The sequence below is a fragment of the Rossellomorea vietnamensis genome (assembly GCF_008180615.1).
Lineage (GTDB): Bacteria > Bacillota > Bacilli > Bacillales > Bacillaceae_B > Rossellomorea > Rossellomorea vietnamensis_D.
In genome coordinates, this window is the sequence record NZ_VTEH01000022.1 from 37,400 (window position 1) to 51,646 (window position 14,247).

The following is a 14,247-nucleotide window of genomic DNA, read 5'->3' on the forward strand; positions in this document are numbered from 1 at the left end:
AAAACAATTCAGGAGGTGTGACTTATGACCAAAGGAATCTTAGGCAGAAAGATCGGTATGACTCAAGTTTTTGCTGAAAACGGTGATCTTATCCCGGTAACAGTTATCGAAGCAGTTGGAAACGTTGTTCTTCAAAAGAAGACTTCAGAAGTTGATGGGTACGAAGCTATCCAAATCGGTTTTGAAGACAAACGCGAAAAGCTTTCTAACAAACCGGAAAAAGGACACGTTGCTAAAGCAGAAACTGCTCCTAAGCGCTTCATCCGTGAATTCCGCGGAGTAAACTCTTCAGATTATGAAGTAGGTCAAGAAGTCAAAGTAGAAATTTTCGCAGAAGGCGATATCGTGGATGTAACAGGAATTTCAAAGGGTAAAGGTTTCCAAGGTGCTATCAAGCGTCATAACCAATCCCGCGGACCTATGTCCCATGGTTCCCGCTACCATCGTCGTCCTGGTTCAATGGGACCTGTTGATCCAAACCGTGTATTCAAAGGTAAATTACTTCCTGGACGCATGGGTGGAGAGCAAATCACAATCCAAAACCTTGAAATCGTCAAAGTTGATGCTGAGCGCAACTTGCTTCTAGTTAAAGGGAATGTTCCTGGACCTAAAAAAGCAATGCTTAAAGTTAAAACTGGCGTAAAAACAAAATAATAAAACTTTTTTGGAAAGGAGGAAACACGAATGCCGAAAGTAGCATTATTTAACCAAAGCGGATCACAAGTTGGTGATGTAGAACTTAATGATTCAGTATTTGGTATCGAACCAAACCAAAACGTACTTTATGAAGCTGTTATCATGCAAAGAGCATCTCAGCGTCAAGGTACAAGCAAAGTTAAAGGCCGTTCTGAAGTAAGAGGCGGTGGACGTAAACCATGGCGTCAAAAAGGTACTGGACGTGCACGTCAGGGATCTATCAGATCTCCACAATGGCGCGGCGGTGGTACTGTATTTGGACCGGTTCCACGCAGCTACAGCTACAAGCTTCCTAAGAAGGTTCGTCGCTTAGCTATCAAATCTGCTCTATCTTCTAAGGTAGCAGAAGAAAACATCGTAGTATTAGAATCTCTTGTTTTTGATGCTCCAAAAACAAAAGAATTCGCTGGTGTTTTGAAAAACCTTTCTGTAAACTCTAAAACATTAGTAGTAACAGAAGGAAATGAAGATTATGTAGCACTATCAGCACGTAACATTCCTGGTGTAACAGTTGTTGCAGCTAACGGAATCAGCGTACTGGATGTTGTTGCTCATGATAAACTGATCATCACTAAAGCAGCAGTTGAAAAAGTAGAGGAGGTGCTTGCATAATGGATGCACGCGATATCATTAAGCGCCCCGTAATTACAGAACTTTCAACTGATCTAATGGCTGATAAAAAATACACTTTTGAAGTCGACACTAGAGCGAACAAAACTCAAGTGAAGGATGCAGTTGAAGTTATCTTCGGCGTTAAAGTTGCAAAAGTGAACGTTATGAATTACAAAGGCAAGTTCAAGCGTATGGGACGTCATTCCGGCTATACGAACAAACGTCGTAAAGCAATCGTGACTCTTACAGCTGAAAGCAAAGAAATCGAATTCTTTGAAGTTTAATCCAATAATTTAGAAGAGGAGGGAAAAACATGGCGATTAAAAAGTATAAACCAACCTCTAATGGTCGTCGCGGAATGACTACTTCTGATTTTGCAGAGATTACTACTGACAAACCAGAAAAGTCATTGCTAGCGCCTTTACACAGAAAAGGCGGCCGTAACAACCAAGGTAAGTTAACAGTTCGTCATCAAGGCGGCGGTCATAAGCGTCAATACCGTATCATCGATTTCAAACGTGATAAAGATGGTATACCAGGACGCGTTGCTACAATCGAATATGATCCTAACCGCTCAGCAAACATTGCATTAATCAACTATGTGGACGGAGAAAAGCGTTACATTCTTGCTCCTAAAACACTTCAAGTAGGTATGGAAGTAATGTCTGGCACTGAAGCAGATATTAAAGTAGGTAATGCATTACCACTTATCAACATCCCTGTAGGTACTGTAGTTCATAACATCGAACTTAAGCCAGGTAAAGGCGGACAATTGGTTCGTTCTGCTGGTACATCAGCTCAGGTTCTTGGTAAAGAAGGTAAATACGTACTTGTTCGTTTAAATTCAGGTGAGGTTCGCATGATCCTTTCATCTTGCCGCGCGACTGTAGGTCAAGTAGGTAACGAACAGCACGAACTAATCAACATCGGTAAAGCAGGTCGTTCTCGCTGGTTAGGCAAACGCCCAACTGTACGTGGATCTGTAATGAACCCTAACGACCATCCACACGGTGGTGGTGAAGGACGCGCTCCTATCGGACGTAAATCACCAATGTCTCCATGGGGTAAACCAACTCTTGGATTCAAGACTCGTAAGAAGAAGAGCAAATCTGACAAATTTATTGTGCGCCGTCGCAAAAAATAACGGGATTGAACTACGGTTCACCTATAGAGCCGTAGAGCAATCACGAAGGGAGGTTCAAACATGGGTCGTAGCTTAAAAAAGGGACCTTTTGTTGATGACCATTTGATGGTTAAAATCGAGAAATTGAACGAAGGCGAAAAGAAGCAAGTTGTTAAGACTTGGTCACGCCGTTCAACAATTTTCCCGAATTTCATCGGTCATACAATCGCAGTTTATGATGGTCGTAAACATGTACCGGTATATGTTACAGAAGATATGGTAGGACACAAGCTTGGTGAATTCGCACCATCTCGTTCTTACAAAGGTCATGGAAATGATGACAAGAAAACAAGACGCTAATTGAGAGGAGGGTATCCTAATGCAAGCTAAAGCTGTCGCTAAAACAGTTCGTATTGCTCCTCGTAAGGTACGTTTAGTGGTTGATCTAATCCGAGGTAAGCAAGTAGGCGAAGCTGTAGCGATTTTAAATCTTACTCCTAAAGCTGCTTCTCCAGTAGTTGAGAAAGTATTAAAATCTGCTATCGCTAACGCAGAACATAACTATGACATGGACGTGAACAACTTAGTCATCTCTGATGCCTTTGTTAACGAAGGTCCAACAATGAAACGCTTCCGCCCTCGTGCGATGGGACGTGCAAGCCAAATCAACAAACGCACAAGCCACATCACAATCGTGGTATCAGAAAAGAAGGAGGGATAATTCGTGGGTCAAAAAGTACATCCAGTCGGACTGCGTGTAGGAGTTATTCGTGATTGGGAATCAAAATGGTACGCTGATAAAGATTATGCCAATCTTCTGCACGAAGACCTTAAAGTACGTGAATATATTGCGAAACGTTTAGTTGACGCTTCTGTTTCTAAAGTAGAAATCGAACGTGCGGCAAACCGCATCAATATCACAATTCATACAGCAAAACCTGGTATGGTTATCGGTAAAGGTGGTACAGAGGTTGAAGCTTTACGTAAAGCTTTGAACGAGCTTACTTCTAAGCGTGTACACATCAATATCGTTGAAATCAAGAGAGCTGACCTAGATGCCAAGCTAGTTGCAGAGAATATCGCTCGTCAATTAGAAAACCGTGTATCTTTCCGTCGTGCTCAAAAACAAACTATCCAACGTGCAATGCGCGCAGGAGCTAAGGGTATCAAAACTCAAGTATCTGGTCGTCTTGGCGGTGCAGATATCGCTCGTGCTGAACATTACAGCGAAGGAACAGTTCCACTTCATACACTTCGCGCTGACATTGATTATGCTCATGCTGAAGCTGACACAACTTACGGTAAACTTGGTGTTAAAGTATGGATCTATCGTGGAGAGGTCCTTCCTGCTAAGAAGAAATCTGAGGAAGGAGGAAAATAATTATGTTATTACCTAAACGCGTTAAGTATCGTCGTGAACATCGTGGTAAAATGCGTGGACGCGCAAAAGGCGGCCAAGAGGTTGCATTCGGTGAATACGGTCTTCAAGCTGTAGAAGCTTCTTGGATCACTAACCGACAAATCGAAGCTGCACGTATTGCTATGACTCGTTACATGAAACGTGGCGGTAAAGTGTGGATTAAAATTTTCCCTCATAAGCCTTACACTGCGAAACCTCTAGAAGTCCGAATGGGTTCTGGTAAAGGTGCTCCGGAAGGCTGGGTAGCAGTAGTAAAGCCTGGCAAGATCATGTTTGAAATTGCAGGTGTATCTGAAGAGGTAGCTCGTGAGGCGCTTCGTCTTGCATCACACAAACTTCCTATTAAAACTAAGTTTGTGAAACGTGAAGAAATTGGTGGTGAATCAAATGAAAAGTAATGAAATTCGTGACCTAACCACTGCCGAAATTGACCAAAAAGTAAAATCTTTAAAAGAAGAACTATTCAACCTTCGCTTCCAGCTTGCGACAGGACAGCTTGAAAACACTGCCCGTATTCGTGAAGTACGTAAGGCGATCGCTCGTATGAAAACTGTTATCCATGAAAGAGAGATCGGGGTTAACAATCGATAAATTGAGAGGAGGTTTGCAGAATGAGTGAACGCAATCAGCGTAAGGTTTACACTGGACGTGTTGTTTCCGATAAAATGGATAAAACAGTTACAGTTCTAGTTGAAACTTACAAAAAACATTCATTGTACGGCAAACGCGTAAAGTACTCTAAAAAGTTCAAGGCTCATGATGAGCAGAACGAAGCTAAAACTGGTGATGTAGTTCGTATTATGGAAACTCGCCCGCTTTCAGCTACAAAACGTTTCCGCTTACTAGAAGTAGTAGAAAAAGCAGTAATTATTTAATAAAAGTTCGGATATTTATTTTCCGAAGGGAGGTTACCTAGATGATTCAACAAGAATCTCGTTTGAAAGTTGCCGACAACTCTGGTGCTCGTGAAGTTTTAACTATTAAAGTACTTGGCGGATCTGGCCGTAAAACAGCTAATATCGGTGATGTTATCGTATGTACAGTAAAACAAGCAACACCAGGTGGCGTTGTTAAAAAAGGCGACGTAGTAAGAGCTGTTGTTGTTCGTACGAAGAGCGGTGTCCGCCGTGCAGACGGAACTTACATCAAGTTTGATGAAAACGCATGTGTAATTATCCGTGATGATAAAGGACCGCGTGGTACTCGTATCTTCGGACCAGTAGCACGTGAATTACGCGAAAATAACTTTATGAAAATTGTATCTTTAGCTCCAGAAGTTCTTTAATAGAACCTATTGTGCGTTAAGAGGAGGTGCGACTAATGCATGTAAAAAAAGGCGATAAAGTAATGGTAATCACAGGTAAAGATAAAGGTAAGACTGGTGTTGTACTAACATCACTTCCTAAAAAAGACCGTGTGATCGTAGAAGGAATCAATGTTATCAAAAAACATTCAAAACCTTCTCAAGCGAATCCGCAAGGCGGAATCATCAGCCAAGAGGCACCTGTTCATGTATCGAATGTTATGCTGCTTGATCCTAAGACGAATGAACCAACTCGTATAGGATTCAAGAAGGTTGATGGTAAGAATGTACGTGTAGCAAAAAAATCTGGTGAAGTTCTAGATAAATAGTTTAAAGAAGAAGGGAGGTACTCAAATGAACCGCCTAAAAGCAAAATTTAATGACGAAATTACTCCAGCTCTAATGAGCAAATTTAGCTATAAATCAGTAATGCAGGTGCCTAAGATCGAAAAGATCGTTCTTAACATGGGTGTCGGCGATGCTGTTTCTAATGCAAAGTCAATGGACACTGCAGTTGAAGAATTAACATTAATCACTGGTCAAAAACCAGTCGTAACTAAAGCTAAAAAATCTATCGCAGGTTTCCGTCTTCGTGAAGGTATGCCTATCGGTGCGAAAGTAACCCTTCGCGGCGAACGCATGTATGAGTTCCTAGATAAGCTTATCTCTGTATCTCTACCTCGTGTACGTGACTTCCGCGGTATTTCTAAAAAAGCATTCGATGGTCGCGGTAACTACACTCTTGGTGTTAAAGAGCAGTTGATTTTCCCAGAGATCGATTATGATAAAGTTTCCAAAGTACGCGGAATGGATATCGTTATCGTTACTACAGCAAACTCTGATGAAGAATCACGTGAGTTATTGACACAATTCGGAATGCCATTTCAAAAGTAATCTCTAAATAAGGGAGGCGAAAATGTGGCTAAAAAATCAATGATCGCAAAACAAAAACGTGAACCTAAGCATCCTGTTCAAGGATACACTCGCTGTGAGCGCTGTGGCCGTCCACATTCAGTAATCCGCAAATTCAAACTTTGCCGTATCTGTTTCCGTGAACTTGCTTACAAGGGTCAAATTCCTGGCGTTAAAAAAGCTAGCTGGTAAAACCCTATTTTGGGAAGGAGGTAAATTAATATGACATTGACAGATCCAATTGCAGATATGCTTACTCGCATCCGTAATGCGAATATGGTACGTCACGAGAAGCTAGAAATACCTGCTTCTAACATCAAAAAAGAAATCGCAGAAATCCTTAAACGTGAAGGTTTCGTACGCGATGTGGAATTTGTTGAAGATAACAAGCAAGGTGTTATCCGCATCTTCTTAAAATACGGTTCTAACAACGAACGTGTTATCACTGGATTAAAGCGTATCTCTAAACCAGGTCTACGCGTTTATGCAAAAGCTGATGAAGTTCCTAGAGTACTTAACGGTTTGGGTGTAGCTCTTGTTTCAACTTCTCAAGGAGTTTTAACTGATAAAGAAGCTCGTGCTCAGCAAGTCGGTGGAGAAGTACTAGGATACGTTTGGTAATATTTTTGAAATGAATGGAGGTGCAACAGTATGTCACGTGTAGGTAAAAAACCTATCGAGGTGCCAGCAGGCGTTACAATTACTACTGATGCCAATAACGTAACTGTAAAAGGTCCTAAAGGTGAATTGTCTCGTACATTCAGCCCGGATATTAATATAGAAGTCCAAGAGAACGTAGTGAACATTTCTCGCCCATCTGAATCAAAAGAACATCGTTCATTACATGGAACGACTCGTGCTTTGATCGCTAATATGGTTGAAGGTGTTTCAAAAGGCTTCGAAAGAAACCTTGAACTTATCGGTGTGGGTTACCGTGCTCAAAAACAAGGAACTAAGCTTGTATTGAACGTAGGTTACTCTCATCCAGTTGAATTCGAACCTGAGAATGGTATCGAAATCGAAGTTCCTGCTAACACAAAGATTTCAATCAAAGGTATCGACAAGGAGCGTGTTGGTGCGATTGCTTCCAACATCCGCGCTGTCCGTCCTCCTGAGCCTTATAAAGGCAAAGGTATCCGTTATGAAGGCGAGTTCGTACGCCGTAAAGAAGGTAAAACAGGTAAATAATGCCGCTTAGGCAGTAGAAAGGAGTGACCTTAATGATCACTAAGCCATCTAAAAACAAAACGCGTAAGAAAAGACATGCTCGTGTACGTTCTAAAATCACTGGAACAGAACAACGTCCTCGTTTAAACGTATATCGTTCAAATAAAAACATCTACGCTCAATTGATCGATGATGTTAATGGTGTAACTTTGGCAAGTGCTTCTACTGTAGATAAAGAGATCAACCTTGACTCTACTGCAAACGTAGATGCAGCAGCTCAAGTCGGTGAACTAATTGCTAAACGTGCAACTGAAAAAGGTTTGAAATCAGTAGTATTTGACCGTGGAGGTTACCTATACCACGGCCGCGTAAAAGCATTAGCCGATGCAGCTCGTGAAAACGGCTTAGAATTTTAATAAAAAAGGAGGGACATATAGATGCGTCGAATTGATCCAAACAAACTAGAACTTGAAGAACGCGTAGTAACGATCAACCGTGTTGCGAAAGTAGTTAAAGGTGGACGTCGTTTCCGCTTCGCTGCTCTTGTAGTTGTCGGAGACAAAAACGGTAACGTAGGTTTCGGTACTGGTAAAGCTCAAGAGGTACCTGATGCTATCCGTAAAGCGATTGAAGATGCGAAGAAAAATCTTGTTGAAGTGCCTATGGTAGGTGGAACTACTCCTCACCAAGTAATCGGTCGTTTTGGTGCTGGACAAATCCTTATCAAACCTGCTTCTGCCGGTACAGGAATCATCGCTGGTGGTCCGGTTCGTGCGGTACTTGAACTTGCTGGTGTTCAGGATATCCTTTCTAAATCATTGGGATCCAACACTCCAATCAACATGATCCGTGCTACTATCGAAGGACTAAAACAATTAAAACGTGCTGAGGACGTAGCGAAATTACGTGGTAAATCAGTAGAAGAACTGTTAGGATAAGGAGGGATAACTATGGCAAACAAACTAGAAATTACCCTCACTCGCAGCGTGATTGGTCGTCCGAAAGATCAACGCGAAACAGTAAAGGCTCTGGGCTTACGTAAGCTTCATCAAACAGTTGAACAACAAGATAATGCTGCTATCCGCGGTATGGTCAATAAGGTTGCTCACTTAGTCACGGTTAAAGAAGCTTAATTAGATTCTTTGTAAATAAGGAGGTGCCGACATGAAATTACATGAATTAAAACCTGCTAAAGGTTCTCGCAAAGAACGCAATCGTGTAGGCCGTGGAACTGGTTCTGGAAATGGTAAGACTTCCGGAAAAGGCCACAAAGGTCAAAACGCTCGTTCTGGCGGCGGAACTCGTCCTGGTTTCGAAGGTGGTCAAACACCTTTATTCCAACGTCTTCCTAAGCGCGGTTTCACAAACATTAACCGTAAAGAATTTGCAATCGTTAACCTTGATGCATTAAATCGTTTTGAAGAAGGAACTGAAGTTACACCTGAACTTCTTATTGAAACTGGTGTAGTAAGCAGCGAAAAATCTGGAATCAAGATTCTTGGTAAAGGTAATATTGAGAAAAAGCTTACAGTAAAAGCAAACAAATTCTCATCCACTGCTAAAGAAGCAATTGAAGCTGCTGGTGGTAAAACCGAGGTGATTTAATGTTTCAGACAATCTCCAATTTTATGCGCGTGGGTGATATAAGAAACAAAATTATTTTCACCCTTCTTATGTTAGTTGTCTTTCGCTTAGGAACTTTTATACCAGTGCCAAGTGTTGACGCAGATGTGCTGAAAATGCAAGAACAAGCCGGCTTGATCGGCTTCCTGAATACATTCGGCGGAGGAGCTCTGCAAAACTTCTCGATCTTTGCTATGGGGATCATGCCGTACATCACAGCATCTATCATTGTGCAGCTATTGCAGATGGATGTTGTGCCTAAATTTACGGAATGGTCTAAACAGGGGGATGTTGGCCGCCGTAAGTTAGCTCAGTTTACCCGTTACTTCACTATCGTATTAGGTTTTATCCAGGCTTTGGGTATGTCTTATGGATTTAACCAATTGTACGGTGGATTTTTAATCCCGAACCCAAGTATTGCGACGTATCTGTTAATTGCACTCATTTTGACTGCTGGTACGGCGTTCCTGTTATGGCTCGGCGAACAAATCACTGCTAAAGGTGTTGGAAACGGTATTTCGATTTTGATTTTCGCAGGTATCGTTGCAGCTATCCCTAATGCAGTAAACCAATATTATGCATCTCAGTTAGAAGGCGCTGGTGAACAGCTGTTCCTTCGTATTGTTGTGACAATATTGATCCTATTGGCAATCGTGGCAATTACGGTGGGTGTTATCTTCATCCAGCAGGCTCTGAGAAAGATTCCTATTCAATACGCTAAGCGTTTAGTAGGCCGCAGTCCTGTCGGAGGTCAATCAACTCATTTGCCATTGAAAGTCAATGCAGCAGGTGTAATTCCGGTTATCTTCGCGATTTCCTTCATCATTACACCGCAAACCATCGCATCATTCTTTGGTACGAATGATGTAACAAGTACGATTCAGTATGTGTTTGATTATACGCAGCCGGTCGGAATGATCATCTATGTTGCGTTGATCGTCGCATTCACGTACTTTTATGCTTTCATTCAAGTCAACCCTGAGCAAATGTCAGAGAACTTGAAGAAGCAAGGTGGCTATATCCCTGGTATCCGTCCGGGTAAAACCACTCAAGAATACTTGACTAGGGTATTATATCGACTGACTTTTGTCGGAGCGATATTCTTAGCCGTCATTTCCATTCTTCCTGTTTTCTTCATTAAATTTGCAGGCCTGCCTCAGGCAGCTCAAATTGGAGGAACAAGCTTGCTTATCGTTGTGGGTGTCGCACTCGAAACGATGAAAGGGCTGGAAGCTCAGTTGGTGAAACGCCACTACAAAGGCTTCATTAAATAAAAAAAGGTTTTGGGGACATCGGTTCCCTGAAACCCTAATAGAGACTGAGGTGGAATTCAAGTGAATATAGTTTTAATGGGTCTGCCAGGTGCAGGAAAAGGTACTCAGGCTGAAAAGATCGTCGAGAAATATGGAATACCCCATATCTCAACCGGCGATATGTTCCGTGCCGCAATGAAAGAGGAAACGGAGCTGGGCTTGAAAGCTAAATCTTTTATGGATAAAGGTGAATTGGTTCCTGATGAAGTTACAATCGGAATTGTTCGTGAACGTCTCAGTAGAGAAGACTGCCATAAAGGTTTCCTTTTAGATGGTTTTCCAAGAACAGTTGCTCAGGCAGATGCTCTGGAAACAATCTTAACCGACCTGGACAAGAAAATTGATTATGTGATTAACATACAGGTAGATAAAGAAGTCTTGATGGAACGTCTGACAGGCCGTCGCATCTGCAAAAAGTGCGGCGCGACTTATCACCTAGTATTCAATCCACCAAGTGAAGAGGGCGTTTGTGACCGCTGCGGCGGTGACCTTTATCAGCGTGCAGATGATAATGAAGAAACTGTTCAGAACCGCTTGGATGTCAATATTAAACAAACTCAGCCTCTGCTTGATTTCTATCAAGATAAGGGCTACTTAGTTAACATCGACGGCCAGAGAGATATCAAAGAGGTCTTCTCTGATATTGATGAACTAATCGGGAGCTCTCGCTGATGATCATTTGTAAAACACCTCGTGAGTTAGACATCATGCGAGAAGCTGGCAGGATTGTCGCACTTGCTCACAAGGAATTGCAAAAGCATATTGCCCCGGGAATAACGACCGGTGAATTGGATGCAATCGCTGAAAAATTCATAAGTCAAAATGGTGCAATTCCTTCTTTTAAAGGTTATAATGGGTTTCGTGGCAGCATTTGTGCTTCCGTAAATGATGAATTGGTTCATGGAATACCGGGTGACCGCACGTTGAAAAACGGTGATATTATCAGCATCGACATCGGTGCTAAATATAATGGTTATCATGGAGATTCCGCATGGACTTATCCTGTTGGAACTATAGATGATGAAACTCAAAGACTGCTGGATGTAACTGAGGAATCATTATATCTAGGCTTAAAAGAAGCAAAACCAGGTGAACGCCTATCGAACATCTCTCATTCGATTCAGACCTATGTTGAAGCAGAAAGGTTTTCCATTGTTCGTGAGTATGTCGGGCACGGTGTTGGTCAAGACTTACATGAGGATCCTCAAATTCCTCATTATGGTCCGCCAAACAGAGGTCCGCGTCTAAAGCCTGGTATGGTACTTGCTATTGAACCTATGGTGAATGCAGGCAGTCGTTATGTAAGGACATTAGTTGATAACTGGACTGTTGTTACAGTTGATGGTAAAATGTGTGCGCACTTTGAACACACAATTGCTATTACAGAAGAAGGTTACGAGATTCTAACGAAAGCCTAAGTGAAGGTGATCTGATTGATCGAGTCCGATACGACTCCATGTATAGGGCAGATCGTTTCAACCAGAAAAGGAAGAGATGCCGGTCAGTACTCGGTAATCATTCAAAAATTGGATGAACGGTTTGTGTTAATTGCTGATGGAGATAAGCGAAAGTTTGATCGTCCTAAGAAGAAAAACATTCAACATCTCTATATTCACAATTATATCTCTCCAGAAGTTCAGAACAGTTTAACAGAAACTGGGCGGGTGACGAATGGAAAACTGCGTTACGCTCTAACAAAGTTTTTGAACGAAGTCTTAGAAGATGTTAAGAAGGGAGACGAATTCGATGGCGAAAGATGATGTAATCGAAGTGGAAGGCACAGTAGTAGAAACTTTGCCTAACGCTATGTTTAAGGTAGAATTAGAAAATGGTCATACGGTACTTGCTCACGTATCCGGTAAGATTCGTATGCATTTCATCCGAATCCTGCCAGGAGATAAAGTTACTGTTGAACTATCTCCATATGACCTGACTCGTGGAAGAGTCACTTATCGTTATAAATAATTCATTGCACTCCGTACTCTCAAGGAGGTTAGAATAAGATGAAAGTCAGACCATCCGTAAAGCCGATCTGCGAAAAATGTAAAGTTATTCGCCGTCGCGGTAAAGTCATGGTTATCTGTGAAAACCCTAAACACAAACAAAAACAAGGCTAATAAAGAAGGAGGTGCGCTTTTAATATGGCACGTATTGCTGGTGTTGATATCCCACGTGACAAACGTATTGTCATTTCATTAACATACATTTTCGGTATTGGTAAAAATACTGCGAAGAAAATTCTTGCTGAAGCAGGTGTATCTGAAGATACTCGCGTTCGCGACCTGACTGATGATGAACTAGGTAAAGTCCGTGATATCGTAGACAAATTGAAAGTTGAAGGAGATCTTCGTCGTGAAATCTCTCTTAACATCAAACGTCTAATGGAAATCGGTTCTTACCGTGGTCTTCGCCACCGCAGAGGTTTACCTGTTCGCGGTCAAAACACTAAAAACAACGCTCGTACTCGTAAAGGTCCTCGTAAGACTGTAGCGAACAAGAAAAAATAATAGGTAAAGGAGGTACATCTTAAAATGGCACGTAAAACTAACACTCGTAAGCGTCGTGTGAAAAAGAATATCGAATCTGGTATTGCACACATTCGTTCTACATTCAACAACACTATCGTAATGATCACTGACGTTCATGGTAATGCTGTAGCATGGTCAAGTGCAGGTTCTTTAGGGTTCAAAGGTTCTCGTAAATCTACTCCTTTTGCTGCCCAAATGGCTGCTGAAACTGCTGCAAAAGCATCCCAGGAACACGGATTAAAAACTCTTGAAGTAACAGTAAAAGGACCAGGTGCAGGCCGTGAAGCAGCAATCCGTGCTCTTCAAGCTGCAGGACTTGAAGTTACTGCAATCAGAGACGTTACTCCAGTTCCTCATAATGGATGTCGTCCGCCAAAACGTCGCCGCGTTTAATTTCTCTGTATAAATTTTGTATCCGTGTCAATAATGGATATGATAAAATGATACGTTCATAAAGAGAGGGTTAAACCAGTTGTTGGTACGCAATCGGGAACGTAAGCATGGGAAATTTCGGTGATAAACCTAAAACCGGGATTTTGACGTTTTGAAGGAGGGTAAATATTAATGATCGAAATTGAGAAACCAAAAATTGAAACGGTTGAGATCAGCGATGATGCCGCATTTGGTAAATTCGTCGTAGAACCACTCGAGCGTGGGTATGGTACAACTTTGGGTAACTCCTTACGTCGTATCCTATTGTCCTCACTCCCTGGTGCTGCTGTAACGTCCATCCAGATTGATGGAGTACTGCATGAATTTTCAACAATTGAAGGTGTCGTGGAAGACGTAACGACAATCATCATGAATATCAAAAAGCTTGCTCTGAAGATTTACTCTGATGAAGAGAAAACGCTTGAAATCGATGTACCAGGTGAAGGCGTAGTAACAGCTGCTGATATTACTCATGATAGTGATGTTGAAGTCCTTAATCCGGATCTGCACATTGCTACTTTGTCTACTAACAGCAACTTCCGTATGCGTCTGACTGCTCAACGAGGTCGAGGATATACACCTGCTGATCAAAACAAACGTGAGGACCTGCCAATCGGCGTGATCCCAATCGACTCTATTTACACTCCAGTTTCACGCGTTAACTATCAAGTAGAAAATACTCGTGTTGGTCAGTTGACTAACTTTGATAAACTTTCTCTTGATGTTTGGACTGACGGAAGCATTGGCCCTAAAGAAGCGATTTCTCTTGGCGCCAAGATTCTAAATGAGCATCTTAACATTTTTGTCGGTCTTACTGACGAAGCTCAGAATGCTGAAATTATGGTAGAAAAAGAAGAAGATCAAAAAGAGAAAGTTCTTGAAATGACTATAGAAGAACTAGATCTATCTGTTCGTTCATATAACTGCTTGAAGCGCGCTGGAATCAACACTGTTCAGGAACTTGCCAACAAGACTGAAGAAGATATGATGAAAGTCCGCAACTTAGGCCGTAAATCCTTGGAAGAAGTAAAAGTTAAGCTTGAAGACTTGGGCTTAGGTTTACGCAAGGACGACTGAGCCAGGCAAAACGTTATGTAACGATCTAACAAAGGAGGGAA

At 41.9% G+C, this 14,247-nt stretch carries 29 protein-coding genes; all 29 read left to right on the plus strand.

The features are described from left to right. Positions 1-24 precede the first annotated feature (24 nt). The 29 genes from rplC (at position 25) to FZC79_RS20525 (ending at position 14,206) form a co-directional block, all read left to right on the plus strand. Positions 25-654, plus strand: a complete 630-nt coding sequence (gene rplC / locus FZC79_RS20385; protein ID WP_148948536.1) for a 50S ribosomal protein L3 — start codon at positions 25-27, stop codon at positions 652-654. A gap of 30 nt (positions 655-684) precedes the next feature. Beyond that, positions 685-1,308: a 50S ribosomal protein L4 gene (gene rplD, locus FZC79_RS20390; protein WP_148948537.1), complete on the plus strand. Its 624-nt coding sequence runs from the start codon at positions 685-687 to the stop codon at positions 1,306-1,308. Further along, complete coding sequence (rplW, locus tag FZC79_RS20395) at positions 1,308-1,592, plus strand: 50S ribosomal protein L23 (RefSeq protein WP_148948538.1); 285 nt, start codon at positions 1,308-1,310, stop codon at positions 1,590-1,592. The genes rplD and rplW overlap by 1 nt, the downstream gene beginning before the upstream one ends. Positions 1,593-1,621: 29 nt before the next feature. Then, the gene (rplB, locus tag FZC79_RS20400; RefSeq protein ID WP_148941937.1) at positions 1,622-2,452 is read left to right on the plus strand and encodes a 50S ribosomal protein L2; all 831 of its coding nucleotides are present in this window, start codon (positions 1,622-1,624) and stop codon (positions 2,450-2,452) included. 60 nt (positions 2,453-2,512) lie between these two features. Beyond that, positions 2,513-2,791, plus strand: coding sequence for a 30S ribosomal protein S19 (gene rpsS, locus FZC79_RS20405; RefSeq protein ID WP_113929759.1), 279 nt, complete (start codon positions 2,513-2,515; stop codon positions 2,789-2,791). 19 nt (positions 2,792-2,810) lie between these two features. Next, positions 2,811-3,152, plus strand: coding sequence for a 50S ribosomal protein L22 (gene rplV, locus FZC79_RS20410; RefSeq protein ID WP_006838981.1), 342 nt, complete (start codon positions 2,811-2,813; stop codon positions 3,150-3,152). Between the two features lie 3 nt (positions 3,153-3,155). Continuing rightward, positions 3,156-3,812 carry a 30S ribosomal protein S3 gene (rpsC, locus tag FZC79_RS20415; RefSeq protein ID WP_119548617.1) on the plus strand — a complete coding sequence of 219 codons (657 nt, stop codon included), beginning with the start codon at positions 3,156-3,158 and terminating at the stop codon, positions 3,810-3,812. Positions 3,813-3,814: 2 nt separating this feature from the next. Then, a complete protein-coding gene (rplP, locus tag FZC79_RS20420) occupies positions 3,815-4,249 on the plus strand; it encodes a 50S ribosomal protein L16 (protein ID WP_148941938.1) in 435 nt (144 codons plus the stop codon). Then, positions 4,239-4,442 (plus strand): 50S ribosomal protein L29, encoded by a 204-nt coding sequence (rpmC, locus tag FZC79_RS20425; protein ID WP_148941939.1) that lies wholly within the window; start codon positions 4,239-4,241, stop codon positions 4,440-4,442. The genes rplP and rpmC overlap by 11 nt, the downstream gene beginning before the upstream one ends. A 20-nt stretch (positions 4,443-4,462) precedes the next feature. Next, on the plus strand, positions 4,463-4,726 hold the full coding sequence (rpsQ, locus tag FZC79_RS20430) for a 30S ribosomal protein S17 (RefSeq protein ID WP_148941940.1): 264 nt from the start codon (positions 4,463-4,465) through the stop codon (positions 4,724-4,726). 41 nt (positions 4,727-4,767) lie between these two features. Next, positions 4,768-5,136, plus strand: coding sequence for a 50S ribosomal protein L14 (gene rplN / locus FZC79_RS20435; protein ID WP_148948539.1), 369 nt, complete (start codon positions 4,768-4,770; stop codon positions 5,134-5,136). A gap of 35 nt (positions 5,137-5,171) precedes the next feature. After that, positions 5,172-5,483, plus strand: a complete 312-nt coding sequence (gene rplX / locus FZC79_RS20440; protein ID WP_148948540.1) for a 50S ribosomal protein L24 — start codon at positions 5,172-5,174, stop codon at positions 5,481-5,483. 25 nt (positions 5,484-5,508) lie between these two features. Then, positions 5,509-6,048, plus strand: a complete 540-nt coding sequence (gene rplE / locus FZC79_RS20445) for a 50S ribosomal protein L5 (RefSeq protein ID WP_148948541.1) — start codon at positions 5,509-5,511, stop codon at positions 6,046-6,048. A gap of 24 nt (positions 6,049-6,072) precedes the next feature. Continuing rightward, complete coding sequence (locus FZC79_RS20450) at positions 6,073-6,258, plus strand: type Z 30S ribosomal protein S14 (protein ID WP_113929767.1); 186 nt, start codon at positions 6,073-6,075, stop codon at positions 6,256-6,258. Between the two features lie 30 nt (positions 6,259-6,288). Then, positions 6,289-6,687: a 30S ribosomal protein S8 gene (gene rpsH, locus FZC79_RS20455; RefSeq protein ID WP_148948542.1), complete on the plus strand. Its 399-nt coding sequence runs from the start codon at positions 6,289-6,291 to the stop codon at positions 6,685-6,687. A 30-nt stretch (positions 6,688-6,717) separates the two neighbouring features. Beyond that, on the plus strand, positions 6,718-7,254 hold the full coding sequence (rplF, locus tag FZC79_RS20460; protein WP_148941943.1) for a 50S ribosomal protein L6: 537 nt from the start codon (positions 6,718-6,720) through the stop codon (positions 7,252-7,254). 32 nt (positions 7,255-7,286) lie between these two features. Then, positions 7,287-7,649 carry a 50S ribosomal protein L18 gene (gene rplR, locus FZC79_RS20465; protein ID WP_006838996.1) on the plus strand — a complete coding sequence of 121 codons (363 nt, stop codon included), beginning with the start codon at positions 7,287-7,289 and terminating at the stop codon, positions 7,647-7,649. A 21-nt stretch (positions 7,650-7,670) separates the two neighbouring features. Then, positions 7,671-8,171 carry a 30S ribosomal protein S5 gene (rpsE, locus tag FZC79_RS20470; RefSeq protein ID WP_148941945.1) on the plus strand — a complete coding sequence of 167 codons (501 nt, stop codon included), beginning with the start codon at positions 7,671-7,673 and terminating at the stop codon, positions 8,169-8,171. Positions 8,172-8,183: 12 nt separating this feature from the next. Then, the gene (rpmD, locus tag FZC79_RS20475) at positions 8,184-8,366 is read left to right on the plus strand and encodes a 50S ribosomal protein L30 (protein WP_113929772.1); all 183 of its coding nucleotides are present in this window, start codon (positions 8,184-8,186) and stop codon (positions 8,364-8,366) included. 31 nt (positions 8,367-8,397) lie between these two features. Further along, positions 8,398-8,838, plus strand: a complete 441-nt coding sequence (rplO, locus tag FZC79_RS20480; RefSeq protein WP_113929773.1) for a 50S ribosomal protein L15 — start codon at positions 8,398-8,400, stop codon at positions 8,836-8,838. Next, positions 8,838-10,130: a preprotein translocase subunit SecY gene (gene secY, locus FZC79_RS20485; protein WP_148948543.1), complete on the plus strand. Its 1,293-nt coding sequence runs from the start codon at positions 8,838-8,840 to the stop codon at positions 10,128-10,130. Before rplO ends, secY begins: the two co-directional genes overlap by 1 nt. A 60-nt stretch (positions 10,131-10,190) precedes the next feature. Continuing rightward, complete coding sequence (locus FZC79_RS20490; protein ID WP_148948544.1) at positions 10,191-10,841, plus strand: adenylate kinase; 651 nt, start codon at positions 10,191-10,193, stop codon at positions 10,839-10,841. Then, positions 10,841-11,587 (plus strand): type I methionyl aminopeptidase, encoded by a 747-nt coding sequence (gene map / locus FZC79_RS20495; RefSeq protein WP_148948545.1) that lies wholly within the window; start codon positions 10,841-10,843, stop codon positions 11,585-11,587. The genes FZC79_RS20490 and map overlap by 1 nt, the downstream gene beginning before the upstream one ends. Positions 11,588-11,602: 15 nt before the next feature. Further along, positions 11,603-11,929, plus strand: coding sequence for a KOW domain-containing RNA-binding protein (locus FZC79_RS20500; protein ID WP_148948546.1), 327 nt, complete (start codon positions 11,603-11,605; stop codon positions 11,927-11,929). After that, positions 11,916-12,134: a translation initiation factor IF-1 gene (gene infA, locus FZC79_RS20505; protein WP_113929778.1), complete on the plus strand. Its 219-nt coding sequence runs from the start codon at positions 11,916-11,918 to the stop codon at positions 12,132-12,134. The genes FZC79_RS20500 and infA overlap by 14 nt, the downstream gene beginning before the upstream one ends. Positions 12,135-12,172: 38 nt before the next feature. Beyond that, the gene (rpmJ, locus tag FZC79_RS20510) at positions 12,173-12,286 is read left to right on the plus strand and encodes a 50S ribosomal protein L36 (RefSeq protein WP_000868344.1); all 114 of its coding nucleotides are present in this window, start codon (positions 12,173-12,175) and stop codon (positions 12,284-12,286) included. Positions 12,287-12,310: 24 nt separating this feature from the next. Continuing rightward, positions 12,311-12,676, plus strand: coding sequence for a 30S ribosomal protein S13 (rpsM, locus tag FZC79_RS20515; RefSeq protein ID WP_148948547.1), 366 nt, complete (start codon positions 12,311-12,313; stop codon positions 12,674-12,676). A 24-nt stretch (positions 12,677-12,700) separates the two neighbouring features. Next, on the plus strand, positions 12,701-13,090 hold the full coding sequence (gene rpsK / locus FZC79_RS20520; protein ID WP_113929780.1) for a 30S ribosomal protein S11: 390 nt from the start codon (positions 12,701-12,703) through the stop codon (positions 13,088-13,090). A 171-nt stretch (positions 13,091-13,261) separates the two neighbouring features. Further along, positions 13,262-14,206, plus strand: coding sequence for a DNA-directed RNA polymerase subunit alpha (locus FZC79_RS20525; protein ID WP_113929781.1), 945 nt, complete (start codon positions 13,262-13,264; stop codon positions 14,204-14,206). Positions 14,207-14,247 lie beyond the last annotated feature (41 nt).

Bases quoted from the DNA above. Each gene is read 5' to 3' on its own strand.
- rplC (WP_148948536.1), top strand. From the start codon at position 25: ATGACCAAAGGAATCTTAGGCAGAAAGATCGGTATGACTCAAGTTTTT.
- rplD (WP_148948537.1), top strand. From the start codon at position 685: ATGCCGAAAGTAGCATTATTTAACCAAAGCGGATCACAAGTTGGTGAT.
- rplW (WP_148948538.1), top strand. From the start codon at position 1,308: ATGGATGCACGCGATATCATTAAGCGCCCCGTAATTACAGAACTTTCA.
- rplB (WP_148941937.1), top strand. From the start codon at position 1,622: ATGGCGATTAAAAAGTATAAACCAACCTCTAATGGTCGTCGCGGAATG.
- rpsS (WP_113929759.1), top strand. From the start codon at position 2,513: ATGGGTCGTAGCTTAAAAAAGGGACCTTTTGTTGATGACCATTTGATG.
- rplV (WP_006838981.1), top strand. From the start codon at position 2,811: ATGCAAGCTAAAGCTGTCGCTAAAACAGTTCGTATTGCTCCTCGTAAG.
- rplP (WP_148941938.1), top strand. From the start codon at position 3,815: ATGTTATTACCTAAACGCGTTAAGTATCGTCGTGAACATCGTGGTAAA.
- rpmC (WP_148941939.1), top strand. From the start codon at position 4,239: ATGAAAAGTAATGAAATTCGTGACCTAACCACTGCCGAAATTGACCAA.
- rpsQ (WP_148941940.1), top strand. From the start codon at position 4,463: ATGAGTGAACGCAATCAGCGTAAGGTTTACACTGGACGTGTTGTTTCC.
- rplN (WP_148948539.1), top strand. From the start codon at position 4,768: ATGATTCAACAAGAATCTCGTTTGAAAGTTGCCGACAACTCTGGTGCT.
- rplX (WP_148948540.1), top strand. From the start codon at position 5,172: ATGCATGTAAAAAAAGGCGATAAAGTAATGGTAATCACAGGTAAAGAT.
- rplE (WP_148948541.1), top strand. From the start codon at position 5,509: ATGAACCGCCTAAAAGCAAAATTTAATGACGAAATTACTCCAGCTCTA.
- rpsH (WP_148948542.1), top strand. From the start codon at position 6,289: ATGACATTGACAGATCCAATTGCAGATATGCTTACTCGCATCCGTAAT.
- rplF (WP_148941943.1), top strand. From the start codon at position 6,718: ATGTCACGTGTAGGTAAAAAACCTATCGAGGTGCCAGCAGGCGTTACA.
- rplR (WP_006838996.1), top strand. From the start codon at position 7,287: ATGATCACTAAGCCATCTAAAAACAAAACGCGTAAGAAAAGACATGCT.
- rpsE (WP_148941945.1), top strand. From the start codon at position 7,671: ATGCGTCGAATTGATCCAAACAAACTAGAACTTGAAGAACGCGTAGTA.
- rpmD (WP_113929772.1), top strand. From the start codon at position 8,184: ATGGCAAACAAACTAGAAATTACCCTCACTCGCAGCGTGATTGGTCGT.
- rplO (WP_113929773.1), top strand. From the start codon at position 8,398: ATGAAATTACATGAATTAAAACCTGCTAAAGGTTCTCGCAAAGAACGC.
- secY (WP_148948543.1), top strand. From the start codon at position 8,838: ATGTTTCAGACAATCTCCAATTTTATGCGCGTGGGTGATATAAGAAAC.
- map (WP_148948545.1), top strand. From the start codon at position 10,841: ATGATCATTTGTAAAACACCTCGTGAGTTAGACATCATGCGAGAAGCT.
- infA (WP_113929778.1), top strand. From the start codon at position 11,916: ATGGCGAAAGATGATGTAATCGAAGTGGAAGGCACAGTAGTAGAAACT.
- rpmJ (WP_000868344.1), top strand. From the start codon at position 12,173: ATGAAAGTCAGACCATCCGTAAAGCCGATCTGCGAAAAATGTAAAGTT.
- rpsM (WP_148948547.1), top strand. From the start codon at position 12,311: ATGGCACGTATTGCTGGTGTTGATATCCCACGTGACAAACGTATTGTC.
- rpsK (WP_113929780.1), top strand. From the start codon at position 12,701: ATGGCACGTAAAACTAACACTCGTAAGCGTCGTGTGAAAAAGAATATC.
- FZC79_RS20525 (WP_113929781.1), top strand. From the start codon at position 13,262: ATGATCGAAATTGAGAAACCAAAAATTGAAACGGTTGAGATCAGCGAT.